General features: G+C 61.6%; 18 protein-coding genes and 1 pseudogene. 11 read left to right on the top strand and 8 right to left on the bottom strand.

Going from position 1 to position 14555, the window contains the following annotated elements:
* Positions 1–28 precede the first annotated feature (28 nt).
* From ACCO56_RS08065 to ACCO56_RS08075, 3 genes are all read right to left on the bottom strand, one after another.
* On the bottom strand, positions 29–163 hold the full coding sequence (locus tag ACCO56_RS08065) for a cupin domain-containing protein (protein ID WP_433639830.1): 135 nt from the start codon (positions 161–163) through the stop codon (positions 29–31).
* 78 nt (positions 164–241) lie between these two features.
* Complete coding sequence (locus ACCO56_RS08070; protein WP_433639382.1) at positions 242–646, bottom strand: DUF6220 domain-containing protein; 405 nt, start codon at positions 644–646, stop codon at positions 242–244.
* Between the two features lie 20 nt (positions 647–666).
* On the bottom strand, positions 667–1233 hold the full coding sequence (locus ACCO56_RS08075; protein ID WP_433639383.1) for an NAD(P)H-dependent oxidoreductase: 567 nt from the start codon (positions 1231–1233) through the stop codon (positions 667–669).
* Positions 1234–1320: 87 nt separating this feature from the next.
* On the opposite strand from ACCO56_RS08075, the gene ACCO56_RS08080 reads away from it, so the two are divergent.
* From ACCO56_RS08080 to ACCO56_RS08095, 4 genes are all read left to right on the top strand, one after another.
* Positions 1321–2223 carry a LysR family transcriptional regulator gene (locus tag ACCO56_RS08080; RefSeq protein ID WP_433639385.1) on the top strand — a complete coding sequence of 301 codons (903 nt, stop codon included), beginning with the start codon at positions 1321–1323 and terminating at the stop codon, positions 2221–2223.
* 99 nt (positions 2224–2322) lie between these two features.
* Positions 2323–3054 carry a TylF/MycF/NovP-related O-methyltransferase gene (locus ACCO56_RS08085; RefSeq protein WP_433639387.1) on the top strand — a complete coding sequence of 244 codons (732 nt, stop codon included), beginning with the start codon at positions 2323–2325 and terminating at the stop codon, positions 3052–3054.
* A gap of 137 nt (positions 3055–3191) precedes the next feature.
* Entirely contained in the window at positions 3192–3683 is a 492-nt protein-coding gene (locus ACCO56_RS08090; RefSeq protein ID WP_433639388.1) for a GNAT family N-acetyltransferase, read from the top strand.
* 98 nt (positions 3684–3781) lie between these two features.
* Entirely contained in the window at positions 3782–4264 is a 483-nt protein-coding gene (locus ACCO56_RS08095) for a group III truncated hemoglobin (RefSeq protein WP_433639389.1), read from the top strand.
* On the opposite strand, the gene ACCO56_RS08100 is transcribed toward ACCO56_RS08095, so the two are convergent.
* A complete protein-coding gene (locus ACCO56_RS08100; RefSeq protein ID WP_433639391.1) occupies positions 4251–4646 on the bottom strand; it encodes a VOC family protein in 396 nt (131 codons plus the stop codon). The two genes, ACCO56_RS08095 and ACCO56_RS08100, sit on opposite strands and share 14 nt — an antisense overlap.
* A gap of 479 nt (positions 4647–5125) precedes the next feature.
* Between ACCO56_RS08100 and napE the strand changes: the two genes are divergently transcribed.
* The 6 genes from napE to ACCO56_RS08130 all read left to right on the top strand — a co-directional run bounded on the left by napE (position 5126) and on the right by ACCO56_RS08130 (position 9774).
* Positions 5126–5317, top strand: coding sequence for a periplasmic nitrate reductase, NapE protein (gene napE / locus ACCO56_RS08105; RefSeq protein ID WP_433639392.1), 192 nt, complete (start codon positions 5126–5128; stop codon positions 5315–5317).
* Positions 5318–5327: 10 nt separating this feature from the next.
* Positions 5328–5828 (top strand): ferredoxin-type protein NapF, encoded by a 501-nt coding sequence (locus ACCO56_RS08110; protein ID WP_433639394.1) that lies wholly within the window; start codon positions 5328–5330, stop codon positions 5826–5828.
* On the top strand, positions 5821–6081 hold the full coding sequence (locus ACCO56_RS08115) for a chaperone NapD (RefSeq protein WP_433639397.1): 261 nt from the start codon (positions 5821–5823) through the stop codon (positions 6079–6081). Before ACCO56_RS08110 ends, ACCO56_RS08115 begins: the two co-directional genes overlap by 8 nt.
* A complete protein-coding gene (gene napA / locus ACCO56_RS08120; RefSeq protein ID WP_433639400.1) occupies positions 6078–8582 on the top strand; it encodes a periplasmic nitrate reductase subunit alpha in 2505 nt (834 codons plus the stop codon). Before ACCO56_RS08115 ends, napA begins: the two co-directional genes overlap by 4 nt.
* Positions 8583–8653: 71 nt before the next feature.
* Complete coding sequence (locus ACCO56_RS08125; protein WP_433639831.1) at positions 8654–9043, top strand: nitrate reductase cytochrome c-type subunit; 390 nt, start codon at positions 8654–8656, stop codon at positions 9041–9043.
* 2 nt (positions 9044–9045) lie between these two features.
* Positions 9046–9774: a cytochrome c3 family protein gene (locus ACCO56_RS08130; protein ID WP_433639403.1), complete on the top strand. Its 729-nt coding sequence runs from the start codon at positions 9046–9048 to the stop codon at positions 9772–9774.
* A gap of 21 nt (positions 9775–9795) precedes the next feature.
* On the opposite strand, the gene ACCO56_RS08135 is transcribed toward ACCO56_RS08130, so the two are convergent.
* Both ACCO56_RS08135 and ACCO56_RS08140 read right to left on the bottom strand, forming a co-directional pair.
* Positions 9796–10749 carry a ring-cleaving dioxygenase gene (locus ACCO56_RS08135; RefSeq protein ID WP_433639405.1) on the bottom strand — a complete coding sequence of 318 codons (954 nt, stop codon included), beginning with the start codon at positions 10747–10749 and terminating at the stop codon, positions 9796–9798.
* Between the two features lie 107 nt (positions 10750–10856).
* Positions 10857–11609: an MBL fold metallo-hydrolase gene (locus tag ACCO56_RS08140; RefSeq protein ID WP_433639408.1), complete on the bottom strand. Its 753-nt coding sequence runs from the start codon at positions 11607–11609 to the stop codon at positions 10857–10859.
* 149 nt (positions 11610–11758) lie between these two features.
* Here ACCO56_RS08140 and ACCO56_RS08145 point away from each other — a divergent pair, with 149 nt between their 5' ends.
* Positions 11759–12274: a superoxide dismutase family protein gene (locus ACCO56_RS08145; RefSeq protein WP_433639833.1), complete on the top strand. Its 516-nt coding sequence runs from the start codon at positions 11759–11761 to the stop codon at positions 12272–12274.
* A 239-nt stretch (positions 12275–12513) separates the two neighbouring features.
* Here ACCO56_RS08145 and ACCO56_RS08150 read toward each other — a convergent pair whose 3' ends face one another.
* Positions 12514–13644: an ATP-binding protein gene (locus tag ACCO56_RS08150; protein ID WP_433639835.1), complete on the bottom strand. Its 1131-nt coding sequence runs from the start codon at positions 13642–13644 to the stop codon at positions 12514–12516.
* Positions 13645–13770: 126 nt separating this feature from the next.
* Positions 13771–14550 (bottom strand): annotated as a pseudogene (locus tag ACCO56_RS08155) (response regulator); the annotation flags it as partial.
* Positions 14551–14555: the final 5 nt, after the last annotated feature.

Consider the following 14555-nt stretch of genomic DNA (forward strand, 5'->3'; position numbering starts at 1 on the left):
GAATATATCGACCAAATGTCGATGAGCCTCAATAGGTCGGCGGCGTCACCGCGCTGACGATCTGGCTCGGCTCGTCGCTGGCACTGCGGAAGCGATGGGGCGACCGGCTGTCGAAATAGTAGCCATCGTCAGGGCTGAGCACGCGGCATTCGCCGACCGTGATTTCGACGAGAGCTTCAGTCTGACATTCAGGCTAAGCCAACTTGCCGTGGCTAGATGGGCAGGAACTGCGTGAACCCGCTTACCCACCGTTGTGGCTGCGAGCTATCTTGGCAACGACGACAGGCGCGACGACGAGCAGCAGCCCGGCGTTGAGGACATGCACGGCTTGCGCCAGGCCCGAGCCCGCGGCGGCGAGCACGATCTGCAGGAGATAGAGAATGCCGAGCAAGCCGGTCCAATGGCGCAACGCTTTCACCTCGTTGCGCAGGAACGGAGCGGTCGCAACGACGCCGATCGGCACCGCGAGCAGGAAGCCGAGAGTGTCATGCATTCCTTGAAATCGGAGATCTACGGACAGTGACAGCCCGGCCAGCATGAATTGGCCGAGAATGCCGAGCGGTACGGTTGCGGCTGAAAGCACGAACCAACGAGGAGCGATCTTTACCGATCGCTCGCTTGATCGGGCGGCATCCTGAACAGACATGTCTGGCTCCCAAATGGCCGTCAGGCGGCGATGGCGTCGGCCTCGGTCGACCAGCCCCGGAGCCTTTGGGCGTATCTCTCGGCGGCATCGGCAAGCTCGGTGTCGGAGAGCTTGCCCGCCCGATAGAGCAGGAAAGGTTCCGCCCAGGGCAGCCGGCAACGATAGGCGGTGGCGCGCAGCGGGTTGAGAAGGTCGGGCAGCGGGATGAGGTTCTGCCCCGTCGGTGAATAGGCTTCGGGAACATTTCCGGCGGTGGCCGCCACCATGATCGGCGTGCCCTCCAGCCGCTGTCCTTCCGTATCGTAGGAAACATAGAACATGCGCGTCAGAACGGCATCGGCCCACGCTTTCAGGAGCGGCGGCGTCGAGTACCACTGCACGGGAAATTGAAGCACGATACGGCCGGCTGAAAGGAGCCGTTCGGCTTCGACCGCACCGTCCTGGAACACGTCCAGACGGCCTTCCGGATAAAGGGCCTGCATGTCGACGACCTCGACGCCGGGAACCGAGCGGGCCGCCTCGGCAAGTGCCGCGTTGGTCGTCGAGTTCTTGAAATCCGGATGGAACAGCAGGATCAGGGTCTTCATGGCAACCTCCTTGGTGGGTTGCCGAGAGCATGACGATGGTTATGAAATTAATCTAATCGATATTTTATATCTGTTATTATCCATTTCATGAATTTGAGATCGATTGATCTGAATCTCCTCGTGGTGCTCGATGCATTGCTCGACGAGGCGCATGTCTCGCGTGCGGCGGAAAGGCTGGGCTTGTCACAGCCGGCCGCGTCGAGCGCGCTGGAGCGTTGCCGGCACCTGTTTCGCGATCCGCTGCTCAAACGGGGCAGGGGCTCTATGAGCTTGACGCCGAAGGCTCAGGCGTTGCGCGCGCCCGTGAAGCGACTTCTCGCCGATGTGGTTGCTGTGGTCGACCCACCGAAGATCGCCTTGGCCGACCTGCGGCAGAGGGTGCGGATCGTCACGTCCGACCTTCCGGCGGCCATCATTGCTGCCCCCCTGCATCGTGTGCTTGCCGAGACGGCGCCGGGTCTCGAGGTGGTGATCGAACCGTGGACTGGGGCTAGCGCCGCCCTGGAGGCACTGGAAACGGGCTCGGCCGACCTTGCGTTGTCGGTTTTCCCGGAACCGGACGAGATGTTCCGGCGCGAGACTTTGTTGCACGAGACCTATGTGGTGATGATGCGCCGGGATCATCCGGCGGCGAAAAATTTCGATCTCGACAATTGGCTGGCCTATCCGCACGTGCTCGTCTCGGGTCGCGGACAGACGCGGGGTGCACTTGACGAAGCGCTGGCTGCGCACGGCCGGTCGCGCAGAGTAGCGATCGTCGTCCCGAGTTTCCTGATTGTTCCGTCGCTCCTCGAAGGATCTGAGCTGATCGTCATGCTGCCCAGCCGCTGCGTCCCCAAGGACAGCGCAACACGGTTTGCGGTGTTCGAACCGCCTATCCCGGTCGAGGGGTTCCCGCTCCATCTTGCCTGGCACGCGCGTCGCGACGGCGATGTCGGCGTGCAGCATGTTGCCGGTATCATCCGGGCCTCATTGTCCGCGAAGCTCTGAGTGTCGACGCCATTGCACCAACGGCGTCGTTGGATCGCGGTTGCCAATCGGCGACATCTGATAATAATTTGCGTGGGGTGGGGCAGTCTGGAGAACAGAATGCACAGCGTGAATGCCCTGCTCGCCCGAACCCGCCGCATGATCGAAACGTCCCGCCTGAGCGCGACGGCGCGGTCCGTGCGTCACGAGCGCTTGACTTATCTATCGGCCCGGAAACTCCACCGCCTCGAAACAGCGCTCGGACAGGTGCTGCGCCGGAACGTGCCGGGCGACATCGCTGAATTCGGCATCGCCCTTGGCGGCAGTGGTATCATCCTGGCCGAGCAGGCCACGCGCCATGGTCGATCCTTCCATGGCTTCGACGTCTTCGGAATGATCCCGCCGCCGACTTCGGAGAAGGACGACGAGAAATCCAAATCCCGCTATCAGAAGATCGCCGCGGGCGAGTCGGCGGGACTTGGCGGCGATGTCTATTACGGTTACCGCGACAATCTCTATGACGACGTGAAGCGTTCGTTCGAAAGGCACGGCGTCGGTGTGGACGGGATCAACATCAGCCTGCACAAGGGTCTGTTCGAGGCAACCCTGCCTGAGGTCGAGATGGATAGGATCTGCTTCGCGCATATCGATTGCGATTGGTATGATCCCGTCCAGTATTGCCTGGCGCGCGTGGCCGACAGGCTCAGCCCCAACGGCGTGATCCTGATCGACGACTATCACGACTATGGCGGGGCCAGGACCGCGACGGACGAATTCTTGCAGGCCCGACCGGATTTTCGTTTCGAGGATGGCGAAAACGTCATCCTTCGGCGAATTCCGGCAAATGCCTGAGAGCCTTTCCGGGAACCGCTGAAACAAACGAAACGCATCAGCGGCGTTCCCGAAAAACCCCTGAAACATGAAGAGCGTATATTTCCGGCATGGCAGGCTTGGCCGACGGCGGCAGGCCTGCTGCCGGAGTAACGAACATGAACGCGGCAGATGTCGGAATTCGCAACGCGACAGCACGAGACCAGCCCGCCATTCGAAGCCTCGTGCGCGGCGAGCATCTCAACCCCACCAAGCTCAACTGGCCGAACTTCCTGGTTGCGGCGGTCGGAGACCGGGTCGTCGGTGCTGTCCAGATGTGCAAACACGCCGATGGATCACGCGAGCTCGGTTCTCTGGTCGTCAGCAAGGACGTCCGAGGCTACGGGATCGCTTCGCGCCTCATCGACGGATTGCTGGCGTCAGAGCCGGGACCGGTCTGGATGATCACCGCCGATGGCTGGGCGGACAGCTACTCGCGATGGGATTTCCAGCGCATCGAGCCGCAATCGGCGCCGGTGAAGGTCCGGCGCAACTATCGGATCGGGAGCCTGATACGGTTCATCTCTTTCCTGAAGCGCCGGCCGGCGCGACACTTGGTCATTCTGGAACGTCTCCCGCAACGGCTCCCATGCGCCAATAGGAAGCATTGAAATCGGCCTTCATCGTTGCGACCTTCCCCAGGAGGATCAGACAGGCCGCATACATAAATGATGATCGTAGCTACCATCCGCCTGACGGGATTTAGGAAGTGACCGCGCCGGACGGGCCGTCCAAGGCCGAGAGGACGATCCTGGTCGAGGGCCGGCCCCTGCCGGACATGCTGGATGAGCGCATGATCCACGACGTGGTTCACGGCTTCTATGACGAGATACGCAGGGACGCTCTCCTCGGACCGATCTTCAACGGCGCGATCCCTGCCGACCGGTGGCCGCACCATCTCTCCAAAATGTGCGACTTCTGGTCGTCGACGCTGCTGCGCACGTCCCGCTACGACGGCCGGCCATTACGGCCTCATCTGATGATCCCCGGACTTGGCGAGGCGCATTTCCGGCGGTGGCTCACGCTCTTTCGCGACACGGTGCGGCGGACCTGTCCGCCCGAGGTCGCATCGCTTTTCATGGATCGTGCCGTGAGGATCGCACACAGCTTCCGGCTGGCGATCGCCCATGCTCGGGGAGAGAGCACGCTCGGCATCGCTCCTATACTGGAGGCGGACCTCAGGGCAGATTGACCTGCCATGAGACGCCGAAGCGATCGCCGACCCAGGCGAACCGCCTGCTGAACCCGTAATTGTCCAGCGGCATGAAAACCTGTCCGCCCTCTCCAAGGGTGTTTGCCAGGCGTTCAACTTCTTCTTCGGTGGAGCAATCGACGAAAAACGAGAGGGCCGGCGTGAAGGTGAAGTCATGCTGCATCGGGCTGTCGGTGGCCAGCACTTCCTGCCCGGCTATGATCGCTTTCGCCCGCATCACTGTTCCAGCTTTCCCAGCTTGCCCTTCGCCGTAACGGACAATGTCGACGATACGGCTGTCGGGGATGGTGGATGCGTAGAAGGAAAGTGCCTCTTCGGCTCGGCCTTCGAACATCAGGAACGGGAGTGCTCTTGCTGTCATGGTTTTTGCCTCCAATTTTGTTGAAGTTCGATAGCGAGATACGCCCCACTTGATGCACGCAACGGTATTCCACCTGGCGCTGCGTTCAAGAACTCGAGCTGTTGTCGGGGGGAGGGCGCTTTGCGCTAGATCAAGGCTTGGCTTTCCCACGCAGCCTATCAAGATGGCAGGCAGTAGAGCAACGCAGACAAGGCAAAGCATGAAACAAGCAGCCGCACTGGCGGAGACGATCGTTCCCATCGGGTTGTAAAGTCGAATTAGCCGACGAAGAGTCGAGCAACTGCTGCTTGGCCCGACGGGAAAAAATTACCCCGATTGGGTGTGCGGCTTGCGGGAAGACATTGCTAAAGGCCCAAGATTTCTCAGGAAATGGTAGCTGTGGGTATTGAAAAAAACCGCTTACCGGATAGCCTTGCATGCATCCGCGAGGTCATGGCGACCACAACGCAGGATTTTGTCCAAGGCCCATGAGGAGGTTCATGACCCAGGACAATGAAGCGGCGGGAAGGCCGAGGCACCTGCGCCGGAAGGAGATAATTGCCTTTCTGGTGCTGGCGTTCGGCATCTGGCCCATAATTGCCGTCGGCGTGGTCGGCGGCTACGGATTCCTCGTCTGGATGTGGCAGATCGTCTTCGGCCCTCCCGGGCCGCCGGTGGGCGGCATCCACTGAGGCGGCCGCAATGGAAAGTCCTCCCGGATACACTCGTCGCAGCTTCCTCTCAGGAGGTGCTCGATTGCCGTCGCCGCTCCGGCCGCCCGGCGCAACGACGGCCGGTCTCGATCGCTGTTCGGGTTGCAGCGCCTGTGTCGAGGCCTGCCCGACGGGGATCGTCGCACTTTCCGAGGGGCTGCCGGTCGTAAGCTTCGCTCTTGGCGCATGCACCTTGTGCGGTGCTTGCGCGGCAGCGTGCCCCGAGCCCGTCTTCGAGTGTGGCTCTCCGATTGCCTTTCTCCACGTCGGGGCAATTTCCGAAGCCTGTCTCGCCAAAGGGGGCATAGCCTGCATGACCTGCCGCGATGCCTGCCCGCAGGACGCAATCCGCTTTCGTCCGCGCGTCGGCGGACCGTTCACGCCTGAAGTCTTGGCGGATGCCTGCAATGGCTGCGGCGCTTGTGTGGCGCCGTGTCCGGCAGGTGCCATCCGCATGGTCGGACGCCATCCGGAGCCGGTCCATGCCTGAGGCCGCTCACCACATCTCCAGCGCGGTGATCTCGGTCCGCCCGGGAAATCTGCAGGACGTGCTGACGGAGTTGTCAAAGCTCGACGGCGTCGAGGTGCACGCCACCGGGAACAGCAAGATCGTCGTGGTCATCGAAGGGCCGAATACCGGCGTGCTGGGTGACAGGCTGACGCGCATGGCGCTGCTCGACGGCGTGATCTCGGCCAACATGGTCTACGAGCACATAGACAAACAGGAGGTCGCGGAAACATGAATACGCAACTGACGCGACGCGAAATGCTGAAGGCGCAGGCCGCCGGCATCGCCGCGGCCGCCGCCGGCATGGCGACACCCGCCGTCGCACAGCCCATCGCCGGCGGGGTCGGCGCGCTGGAGATAAAATGGTCCAAGGCGCCCTGCCGTTTCTGCGGGACGGGCTGCGGCGTCATGGTCGGCGTCAAGGAGGGACAAGTCGTTGCCACGCATGGCGACATGCAGGCTGAGGTCAATCGCGGCCTCAATTGCGTGAAAGGCTACTTCCTTTCCAAGATCATGTATGGCGCTGACCGGCTGACGACGCCGCTGCTGCGCAAGAGAAATGGCGCCTACGCCAAGGACGGGGAGTTCGAGGCAGTCTCCTGGGACGAAGCCTTCGACGTCATGGCCGACAAATGCAAGCAGGTCCTGAAAGCGAAGGGGCCGGAGGCGGTCGGGATGTTCGGCTCCGGCCAGTGGACGATCTTCGAAGGTTATGCCGCCACCAAGCTGATGCGAGCCGGATTCCGTTCCAACAATCTCGACCCGAATGCGCGTCATTGCATGGCGTCGGCGGCATATGCGTTCATGCGGACCTTCGGCATGGACGAACCGATGGGCTGCTATGACGATTTCGAGCATGCCGATGCCTTCGTGGTGTGGGGCTCGAATATGGCCGAAATGCACCCGATCCTGTGGACCCGGGTGGCGGATAGAAGGCTTGGCCATCCGCATGTCCGCTGCGCGGTGCTTTCGACCTTCACCCATCGCTCGATGGATCTCGCCGACATCCCCGTCATCTTCAAGCCGGGAACGGACCTGGCGATCCTCAACTACATCGCCAACCACATCATCACGACCGGCCGCGTGCACGAAGACTTCGTCCGCAACCATACGGTCTTCGTCAAAGGGACGACCGATATCGGCTACGGCCTCAGGCCGGAAGATCCGCTGGAGCAGAAAGCGACCGGAACAACCGATCCGGGCAAGACCGAGCCGATCGACTTCGAGGCTTTCAAGCAGTTCGTCTCCGAATACACACTTGAAAAGGTATCGAAGCTGACCGGGGTCGAGCCCGACTTCCTGCAGGAACTTGCTGAGCTCTATGCTGATCCGGCCAAGAAGGTCATGTCGCTTTGGACCATGGGCTTCAACCAGCATGTACGCGGCGTCTGGGCGAACCAGATGATCTACAATCTGCACCTGCTGACCGGGAAGATCTCGGAACCCGGTAACAGCCCGTTCTCCTTGACCGGCCAGCCTTCGGCTTGCGGTACGGCGCGCGAAGTCGGTACTTTCGCCCACAGGTTGCCCGCGGACATGACCGTCACCAATCCTGAGCATCGGGCCCATGCCGAGGAGATCTGGAAGGTGCCGCATGGGCTTTTGCCCGACAAGCCCGGCTATCACGCGGTCCTCCAGGACCGCATGCTCAAGGACGGCAAGCTCAACTGGTATTGGATACAGGTCAACAACAACCTCCAGGCGGCGCCCAACAACAGCAACGAAACTTATCCGGGTTATCGTAATCCGGACAATTTCATCGTGGTTTCAGATGCATACCCCACGGTGACCGCCGTCAATGCCGACCTTATCCTGCCGGCGGCGATGTGGGTCGAGAAGGAGGGGGCCTACGGCAATGCCGAGCGCCGGACGCATGTCTGGCATCAGCTCGTGCAGGCGCCCGGAGACGCTCGGTCCGACCTGTGGCAGCTCGTCGAATTCTCCAAGCGCTTCACCACCGACGAGGTGTGGCCCGCGGAGTTCCTCGAGGCGAATGCCGATTATCGAGGCAAGACGCTGTTCGAGGTGCTCTTCCAGAACGGCAACGTCGACAAGTTCCCGCTTACCGAGATCAATGCCGAATACGAGAACCAGGAGGCGAAGGATTTCGGCTTTTACCTGCAGAAGGGTCTTTTCGAGGAGTATGCCAGTTTCGGCCGTGGTCACGGCCACGATCTCGCTCCCTACGACACCTATCACGAGGTCCGGGGACTGCGTTGGCCAGTCGTCGACGGCCAAGAGACCAAATGGCGCTACCGCGAAGGCTTCGATCCCTATGTCAATCCGGGAGAGGGCGTAAAATTCTATGGCAATCCCGATGGGAAGGCCAAGATCATCGCCGTTCCCTACGAGCCTCCCGCCGAGTCCCCGGACGAGGAATACGACCTCTGGCTCGTGACGGGCCGGGTCCTGGAGCACTGGCATTCCGGCTCCATGACGATGCGCGTGCCGGAACTCTACAAGGCCTTCCCCGCTGCCGTCTGTTTCATGAATGCCGACGATGCGCGTAAGCGGGGATTGAACCAGGGCGTCGAGGTGAAAATCGTTTCCCGCCGTGGAGAGATACGCACGCGCATCGAGACCCGCGGCCGCAACCGTATGCCCAAAGGCGTGGTCTTCGTGCCGTGGTTCGATGCCAGCGAACTCATCAACAAGACTACGCTGGATGCCACCGATCCCATCTCCAAACAGACGGATTTCAAGAAATGCGCGGTCAAGGTTATCTCCGCCGCGTGACGCGGCGGCACGTTTTCATCGCGGCGCTCGGTATCGCGGCAATATCGACCGGCTCCGTCGCGCTCGCCCAGATGGGAAACCAGTTGCTCGGAGACGTGCCCTTCACCGAGTCGCCGAAAGCGGCGCCATTGCCGAGATGGATCGTCGACGACGTTCGGCGGATGCGCGCCTATCCCGATCAGCCGCCCGTCATTCCGCACTCGATCGAAGGCTATCAGCTTTCGGTCAATACCAACCGCTGTCTCTCCTGCCACAAGCGCGAGTTCACGGAGGGCTCCGGAGCGCCGATGATATCGGTCACGCACTACATCACGCGCGACGGCCAGATGCTGGCCGACGTATCTCCCCGGCGATATTTCTGCACCGCCTGCCACGTGCCCCAGGCGACCAATCAGCCCTTGGTGGGAAATACCTTCAAGGACATGAGCGAGATGGGTGTCGAACACGCCGGGGACGAATGATCATGGAGCGGATCAAGAGCGCGATCGGGTGGGTCTGGCGCTTCCTGACCACGCCTGCCGCGACGCTGAGCCTTGCATTCCTCACGCTCGGCGGCTTCGTTGGGGGCGTGATGTTCTGGGGCGCCTTCAACACGGCGCTGGAGCTCACCAACACGGAGCAGTTCTGCATCTCCTGTCACGAGATGGAGACAAACGTCTATCAGGAACTGACGCGGACCATCCATTTCACCAATCGTTCGGGCGTACGGGCATCCTGTCCCGACTGCCACGTTCCGCATGACTGGACCGACAAGATCGCCCGCAAGATGCAAGCCTCGAAGGAAGTCTGGGGGAAAATCTTCGGTACCATCAACACGCGTCGCAAGTTTCTCGATCACAGGCTTGAACTTGCCCAGCACGAATGGGCACGGCTCAAGGCCAATGACAGTCTCGAATGCCGGAATTGTCATTCCGAGGTTGCGATGGACCTGTCCAAGCAGACCGAGCGCGCCGCCACGATCCACACGCGTTATCTTCTGTCAGGACAGGCGACCTGCATCGACTGTCACAAGGGCATCGCCCACGAACTGCCGAACATGGAAGGTGTCGATCCCGGCTGGAAGGTCCCGCCGGAGTTGCAGGGCGACCGGCTTCCGCAATCGTCCGCGATCGAAACCTTGCAGCGGATGGTCACCGCGGCGCATGCGGACGTGCCGGGCTGGATCTCGCCGCAAAGCGCCAAGGCACCATAGTTCGGACTGTCGCCTGCGCCTTCAGGCGAGCGGCTTGAGGCCTGCCTCGATCGAAGCGCGCCTCGGCTCGAGAAATGGCGGAAGCGACAGCTTCTCCCCGAGTGTCGCCAGCGGCTCGTCGGCGGTGAAGCCCGGCCCATCCGTGGCGATCTCGAACAATATTCCGTTTGGTTCGCGGAAATAGAGGGAGCGGAAATAATAGCGCTCGACTTCCCCGCTCGAGGGCAGGCGGAAGCTCGCCAGCCGATCGGTCCATTCGTGCATGGTTTCGACGTCCGGTGTGCGGAAGGCCACGTGGTGGACCGCACCGGCGCCTTGCGATGCCACAGGCAGCCCGGGCTGGACGGCGACGTGGAGTTCGGCCGAGGGGCCGCCTTCGCCCATGGCAAAGACGTGAACATGGCCTTTGCCGTCCGGAGAGGGATAATCCCTGACTTGCCGCATGTTCATCACCGTCGTCAGCACCGCCTCGGTCGGCCTCAGTTCGGGGACGCTCAGCGTGATCGGCCCAAGGCCGCGGATCTGATGCTCGGCCGGGATGGGGCTCCTGTCCCAGGGGTGGGCCTCGCCTTTTCCACCGTCGTCGATCAGGCGCAGGCGCTGGCCTTCGAAATCCTCGAAATCCAGCGAGAAATAGCCGCCGATCTCGGTAATCTGCCCGGTGAACGCACAGCGAGACTTCAGGTGATTGCGCCACCAGGCGAGGCTCGCTCCGCCGCCGACGCGCAGCCCCGTGCGAGCGATGCTGTGTGTCCCGCGACGCTCGCGTCCAACCGGCCAGTCGAAGAAGGTGACATCCGTTCCCGGAGTCGCATGGGCGTCGGCATAAAATAGATGATATGCGCTGGTGTCGTCCTGGTTCACGGTCTTCTTGACCAGACGAAGCCCCAGCGTTTGCGTATAGAATCTGAGGTTGGCGGGTGCATCCGCCGTGATCGCGGTCAGGTGGTGGATCCCAGTCAGTTGAAGTGCCATTCCTGCCTCCATGTCGTCGCCCCGACAGATGGTGATAGGTTCCCGCGGGAGAGATAATCCAACGAAAACGTCCCGCGCTCAATGAGGGGAATGGAGCGGCGGGAGCACTACACGACCAGATCGATGGTCTCGCCGTCGCGCGGAATGATCAGGCGTGTAGCGGGTATCCCCTTCGCGTCCGCCGCGCGCCGAAGATCGTTGCGATCCACCGTGGCATGATCGAGCGCTTCCATGTGAGTGGCGACGACGATCGATCGCGGAGCCGTTTCGCATAGGCTGGTCGTCTGGTCGGCATCCATGACGATGAGGTCGCCATCCCAGCGCGCGCCGCAGGAATGGCTGACGATAATGTCCGGCTCGGCCCGGCGGACAGTCTCGATGACGGGCGGGTACAAGACCGTATCGCCCGCCCAATAGAGCTTGGGCTCGCCCGGCGTCTCCAGCATGAAACCCATCACATTGCCCATCTTCTCGACGACTGGACCGAGGCCGTGGCTGCCCTCGCAGCGCGTGAGCCTCAGGCCATTCCAGTCGGTGCTCGTCGTAAGTGGAGTCACGTCGGTGAAGCCGGCTCCGGCTATCGTCGCCTCGTCGCCGGGCTGACAGATGACGGGCAGGTGCTTGGACACCGCCTTCTGCGCGCTTCCGTCGAAATGATCGGAGTGCAGATGCGAGACAATGACAAGCTCCACACCGGCCAAGATCTCCTCGACAGGAAGGGGCAGATCGACCAGCGGATTGGGTGAACGTCCGGCGAAGGAGGGCAGGCTGTGCCTTGGCGCGAAATACGGATCGACCAGGATCGTCCTTCCCCCATAGGATAGTTTCAGCGTCGCGTTGCGCAGCAATTGCAGCTTCATGTCGGGCCTGTGATTTTCTTAGGTTTGCCTCAAGCCACCGAGGATTGCATTACGGATGAACTCGCGCAATGCTCGGCCGGCCGGCAATGATACCGGAACAATGTGCCTTCAGCCTAGTTCAACCCTTGGACGTGAAGGAGTGGCCGATGATGAAATGGATTGTGAACACCATGGCAGGCTTGGTGCTGGCAGGTGGGCCCACAGCAGCCCAGGAAGCCGCCACCGCTAAAGCCGAATTCGTCAACATGGCCGGAGAGCGCAACGGGTCGGCTACGCTCACCGGCACGAAGGACGGCGTGTTGATCGAACTCGAGGTCACCGGCCTGCCGGCCGGTCAATGGGTCGGCTTCCATGTCCACGAGACGGGAAAGTGCGATGCCGCCGACAAGCACGAATCCGCCGGGGCTCATTTCAACCCCGGAGGAAAGGAACATGGGTATCAGGCGGCCAACGGGCCGCATGCCGGCGACATGCCTAACCTTTATGTGGGAGCCGACGGGACCGTCCGCGCACAAGTCTTCAACAGCGCCATAAGGCTCGGCGAAGGGGACAGCGACGTTATCGGCCGCGCCCTGATGATCCACGGCGGCGCCGACGACTACCAGAGCCAGCCATCGGGTAAGGCGGGAGATCGTTATGCCTGTGCGGTCATCGTGAAGGGCTAGCCATCCGGAAGGTCATTCCCGCTGGTCCGATGGCGCAACCGCTTCGCCGGCGGCCTTGCGGCGGAGTGATCCGAATTCCCTGAATCTTTTTCGCCGCTTGAGTGTGGCGGCTCGCGCACCGATTCAATCTCTTCGGGCACGACGTCAAGGAACAGCTTCGTCATCGCGCGACTCTCGCCGGGCAACAACACGCCCGGTGCAAAAACCGGTTCCAGGGCGGCATGAAAGCTCCCGCCGGCTCAGCTTTTGCAACGCACCGCGTCGAGGATGCTGTCCACCAGCGCCCCATCGCTGAATGGCTTCGACAGCAACGTGACATCAGCCGGCCGCCCCTCGATGGCATCGGCATCGATGTAACCGCTTATCATGATCGCCGGCCAGTCCCTTCGCAGGTTGCGGGCGATGCGTATGACGTCGAGGCCCGAAATCAAGGGCATGGCGAAATCCGTTACGATGACATCGAAGCGGCGCGGCTCCTTCTCTATGAAGGCCAGCGCCTCTGCACCTCCGGCCGCGGTCGTCACTTCGAAGCCGCGATCCCGCAACGATTGTGCCGTGAGTTTCCTCAGGCTCGTGCTGTCATCGACAAGCAGGACCGAAGGCAGGGCTTGCCCATGTTCGACCCGACTAGGCTCCCGCGATTCGAGAGGCTGATCCTCGACCTGCTCAGGTGACCGCGGCAGCCATAGCTCCATCGAGGTCCCTTGGCCGAGCACGCTGTCGATCCGCAGCGTGCCGCCGGATTGGCGAGCGAAACCGTAGGTGGTGCTCAGCCCAAGGCCGGTTCCCTTGCCGACCGCCTTCGTCGTGAAGAATGGCTCTATGACTTTGGGCAATATTTCGGGAGCAATGCCTGATCCGGTATCGTTCACCGTCACGACCACATAGTCACCGGCCGAAAGGTCTTCGCAGTCCACCTGTATGGAGTGATTCCGGGTCCGCACGGAAATCGTGCCTCCCGACGGCATGGCATCGCGGGCATTGAAGATCAGGTTCATGAACGCCAGTTCAAGCTGCCCAATGTCGACATGGACCGGCCAAGCGGTCTCGTCGATTTCCCACTCGAAGCGCACAAGTCCGCCGAGCAGTTGCGCAACGAGGCCGTTCATCGTGTCGGCCAAGGCGGAGAGCGCCACTGCTTTCGGCTGCAACTGCTGGCGCCGCGAAAAAGCAAGCATCCTGTTGACGAGATCAGTTCCCTGCTGTGCGGAATGTCGCATCAGCTCGATCACGCGGGTTGCGTTCTGGTCGAGAGAGGCGCGGCGCTCAAGCAGGTCGAGGCCGCTTAAGACCGCGGCCAGCAGATTGTTGAAGTCATGCGCGAGGCCGCCGGTGAGTTTGCCAATGGCATCAAGCCGTTGTGCCTGCATCAGGCGATCCTCGAGTTGCCGTCGGTCCGTCACGTCGAGCAAGGTTCCGGCCAAGCCTTCACCCTCGAGTGGAATAACCTGTTCCAGGAAATGGCGATAAGCACCGTCGGCATGCCGCCACCGATATTCCCTCGTACCAACTATCCGATGGTTTGGCGGCGCGAGTGCGTGGGGATCGTCGGGATGCAAGCGGGAGGCCCAAAAACCCAGGTCTTCGGTGAAGGTTTCATTTGGAAAGCCGGTCAGCTTCTCGATGTCGCCCCCGATGAAACGTGGCGCACGGGATGCTTCCCCGATGCCCTCGACGAACAGTGCCAGTGGCAGCATTCCGAGGATCAGCGCCTGTCGCTGCTCGGATTTGCGAAGGGCTCGCTCCGCTTCCAGCTTTTCGACCTGCGCCTGCAACGTTTCTTCCAGAAGATGCTGCTCCCGCGCGGCCTTCCGCTGGATCTCCCGCGTCTTTTCGAAAAGTTCGATGAAGACCGCGACCTTGGAGCGCAACATCGCCGGATCGAAGGGCTTGAAAACGAAATCGACGGCGCCCGCGTCGTAGCCGCGCAGCATATGCGCCTGCTCCTTGTTGATCGCCGTCAGAAATATGATGGGCGTACGCTTCGATTGTTCGCGTTGACGAATGAGCGCGGCCGTTTCGTAGCCGTCGAGGCCTGGCATCAACACGTCCAGCAGTATGACGGCGAATTCCTCCTTCAAGAGAAACCGAAGTGCTTCTTCTCCCGACTGCGCGCAGACGACTTCCGCTATGGGAGAGAGCACTTCGCCGATCGCCGTCAGATTCCGCTGGTCGTCGTCCACGGCAAGAACTCGGCTTCGGCCTGCCGAGAGAACGAGATCGGGTAGGCTGGACAACCCGGGCTTTTCTGGTCTGGCTCTCGATTGTCTCTGCATCGGTG

This window comes from Mesorhizobium sp. 1B3 (assembly GCF_050958605.1).
Taxonomy (GTDB): domain Bacteria; phylum Pseudomonadota; class Alphaproteobacteria; order Rhizobiales; family Rhizobiaceae.

Bases quoted from the DNA above. Each gene is read 5' to 3' on its own strand.
- napA (WP_433639400.1), top strand. From the start codon at position 6,078: ATGAATACGCAACTGACGCGACGCGAAATGCTGAAGGCGCAGGCCGCC.
- ACCO56_RS08100 (WP_433639391.1), bottom strand. From the start codon at position 4,646: ATGACAGCAAGAGCACTCCCGTTCCTGATGTTCGAAGGCCGAGCCGAA.
- ACCO56_RS08075 (WP_433639383.1), bottom strand. From the start codon at position 1,233: ATGAAGACCCTGATCCTGCTGTTCCATCCGGATTTCAAGAACTCGACG.
- ACCO56_RS08140 (WP_433639408.1), bottom strand. From the start codon at position 11,609: ATGAAGCTGCAATTGCTGCGCAACGCGACGCTGAAACTATCCTATGGG.
- ACCO56_RS08070 (WP_433639382.1), bottom strand. From the start codon at position 646: ATGTCTGTTCAGGATGCCGCCCGATCAAGCGAGCGATCGGTAAAGATC.
- napE (WP_433639392.1), top strand. From the start codon at position 5,126: ATGACCCAGGACAATGAAGCGGCGGGAAGGCCGAGGCACCTGCGCCGG.
- ACCO56_RS08130 (WP_433639403.1), top strand. From the start codon at position 9,046: ATGGAGCGGATCAAGAGCGCGATCGGGTGGGTCTGGCGCTTCCTGACC.
- ACCO56_RS08090 (WP_433639388.1), top strand. From the start codon at position 3,192: ATGAACGCGGCAGATGTCGGAATTCGCAACGCGACAGCACGAGACCAG.
- ACCO56_RS08145 (WP_433639833.1), top strand. From the start codon at position 11,759: ATGAAATGGATTGTGAACACCATGGCAGGCTTGGTGCTGGCAGGTGGG.
- ACCO56_RS08110 (WP_433639394.1), top strand. From the start codon at position 5,328: ATGGAAAGTCCTCCCGGATACACTCGTCGCAGCTTCCTCTCAGGAGGT.
- ACCO56_RS08125 (WP_433639831.1), top strand. From the start codon at position 8,654: ATGGGAAACCAGTTGCTCGGAGACGTGCCCTTCACCGAGTCGCCGAAA.
- ACCO56_RS08080 (WP_433639385.1), top strand. From the start codon at position 1,321: ATGAATTTGAGATCGATTGATCTGAATCTCCTCGTGGTGCTCGATGCA.
- ACCO56_RS08115 (WP_433639397.1), top strand. From the start codon at position 5,821: ATGCCTGAGGCCGCTCACCACATCTCCAGCGCGGTGATCTCGGTCCGC.
- ACCO56_RS08135 (WP_433639405.1), bottom strand. From the start codon at position 10,749: ATGGCACTTCAACTGACTGGGATCCACCACCTGACCGCGATCACGGCG.
- ACCO56_RS08085 (WP_433639387.1), top strand. From the start codon at position 2,323: ATGCACAGCGTGAATGCCCTGCTCGCCCGAACCCGCCGCATGATCGAA.
- ACCO56_RS08150 (WP_433639835.1), bottom strand. From the start codon at position 13,644: ATGCAGGCACAACGGCTTGATGCCATTGGCAAACTCACCGGCGGCCTC.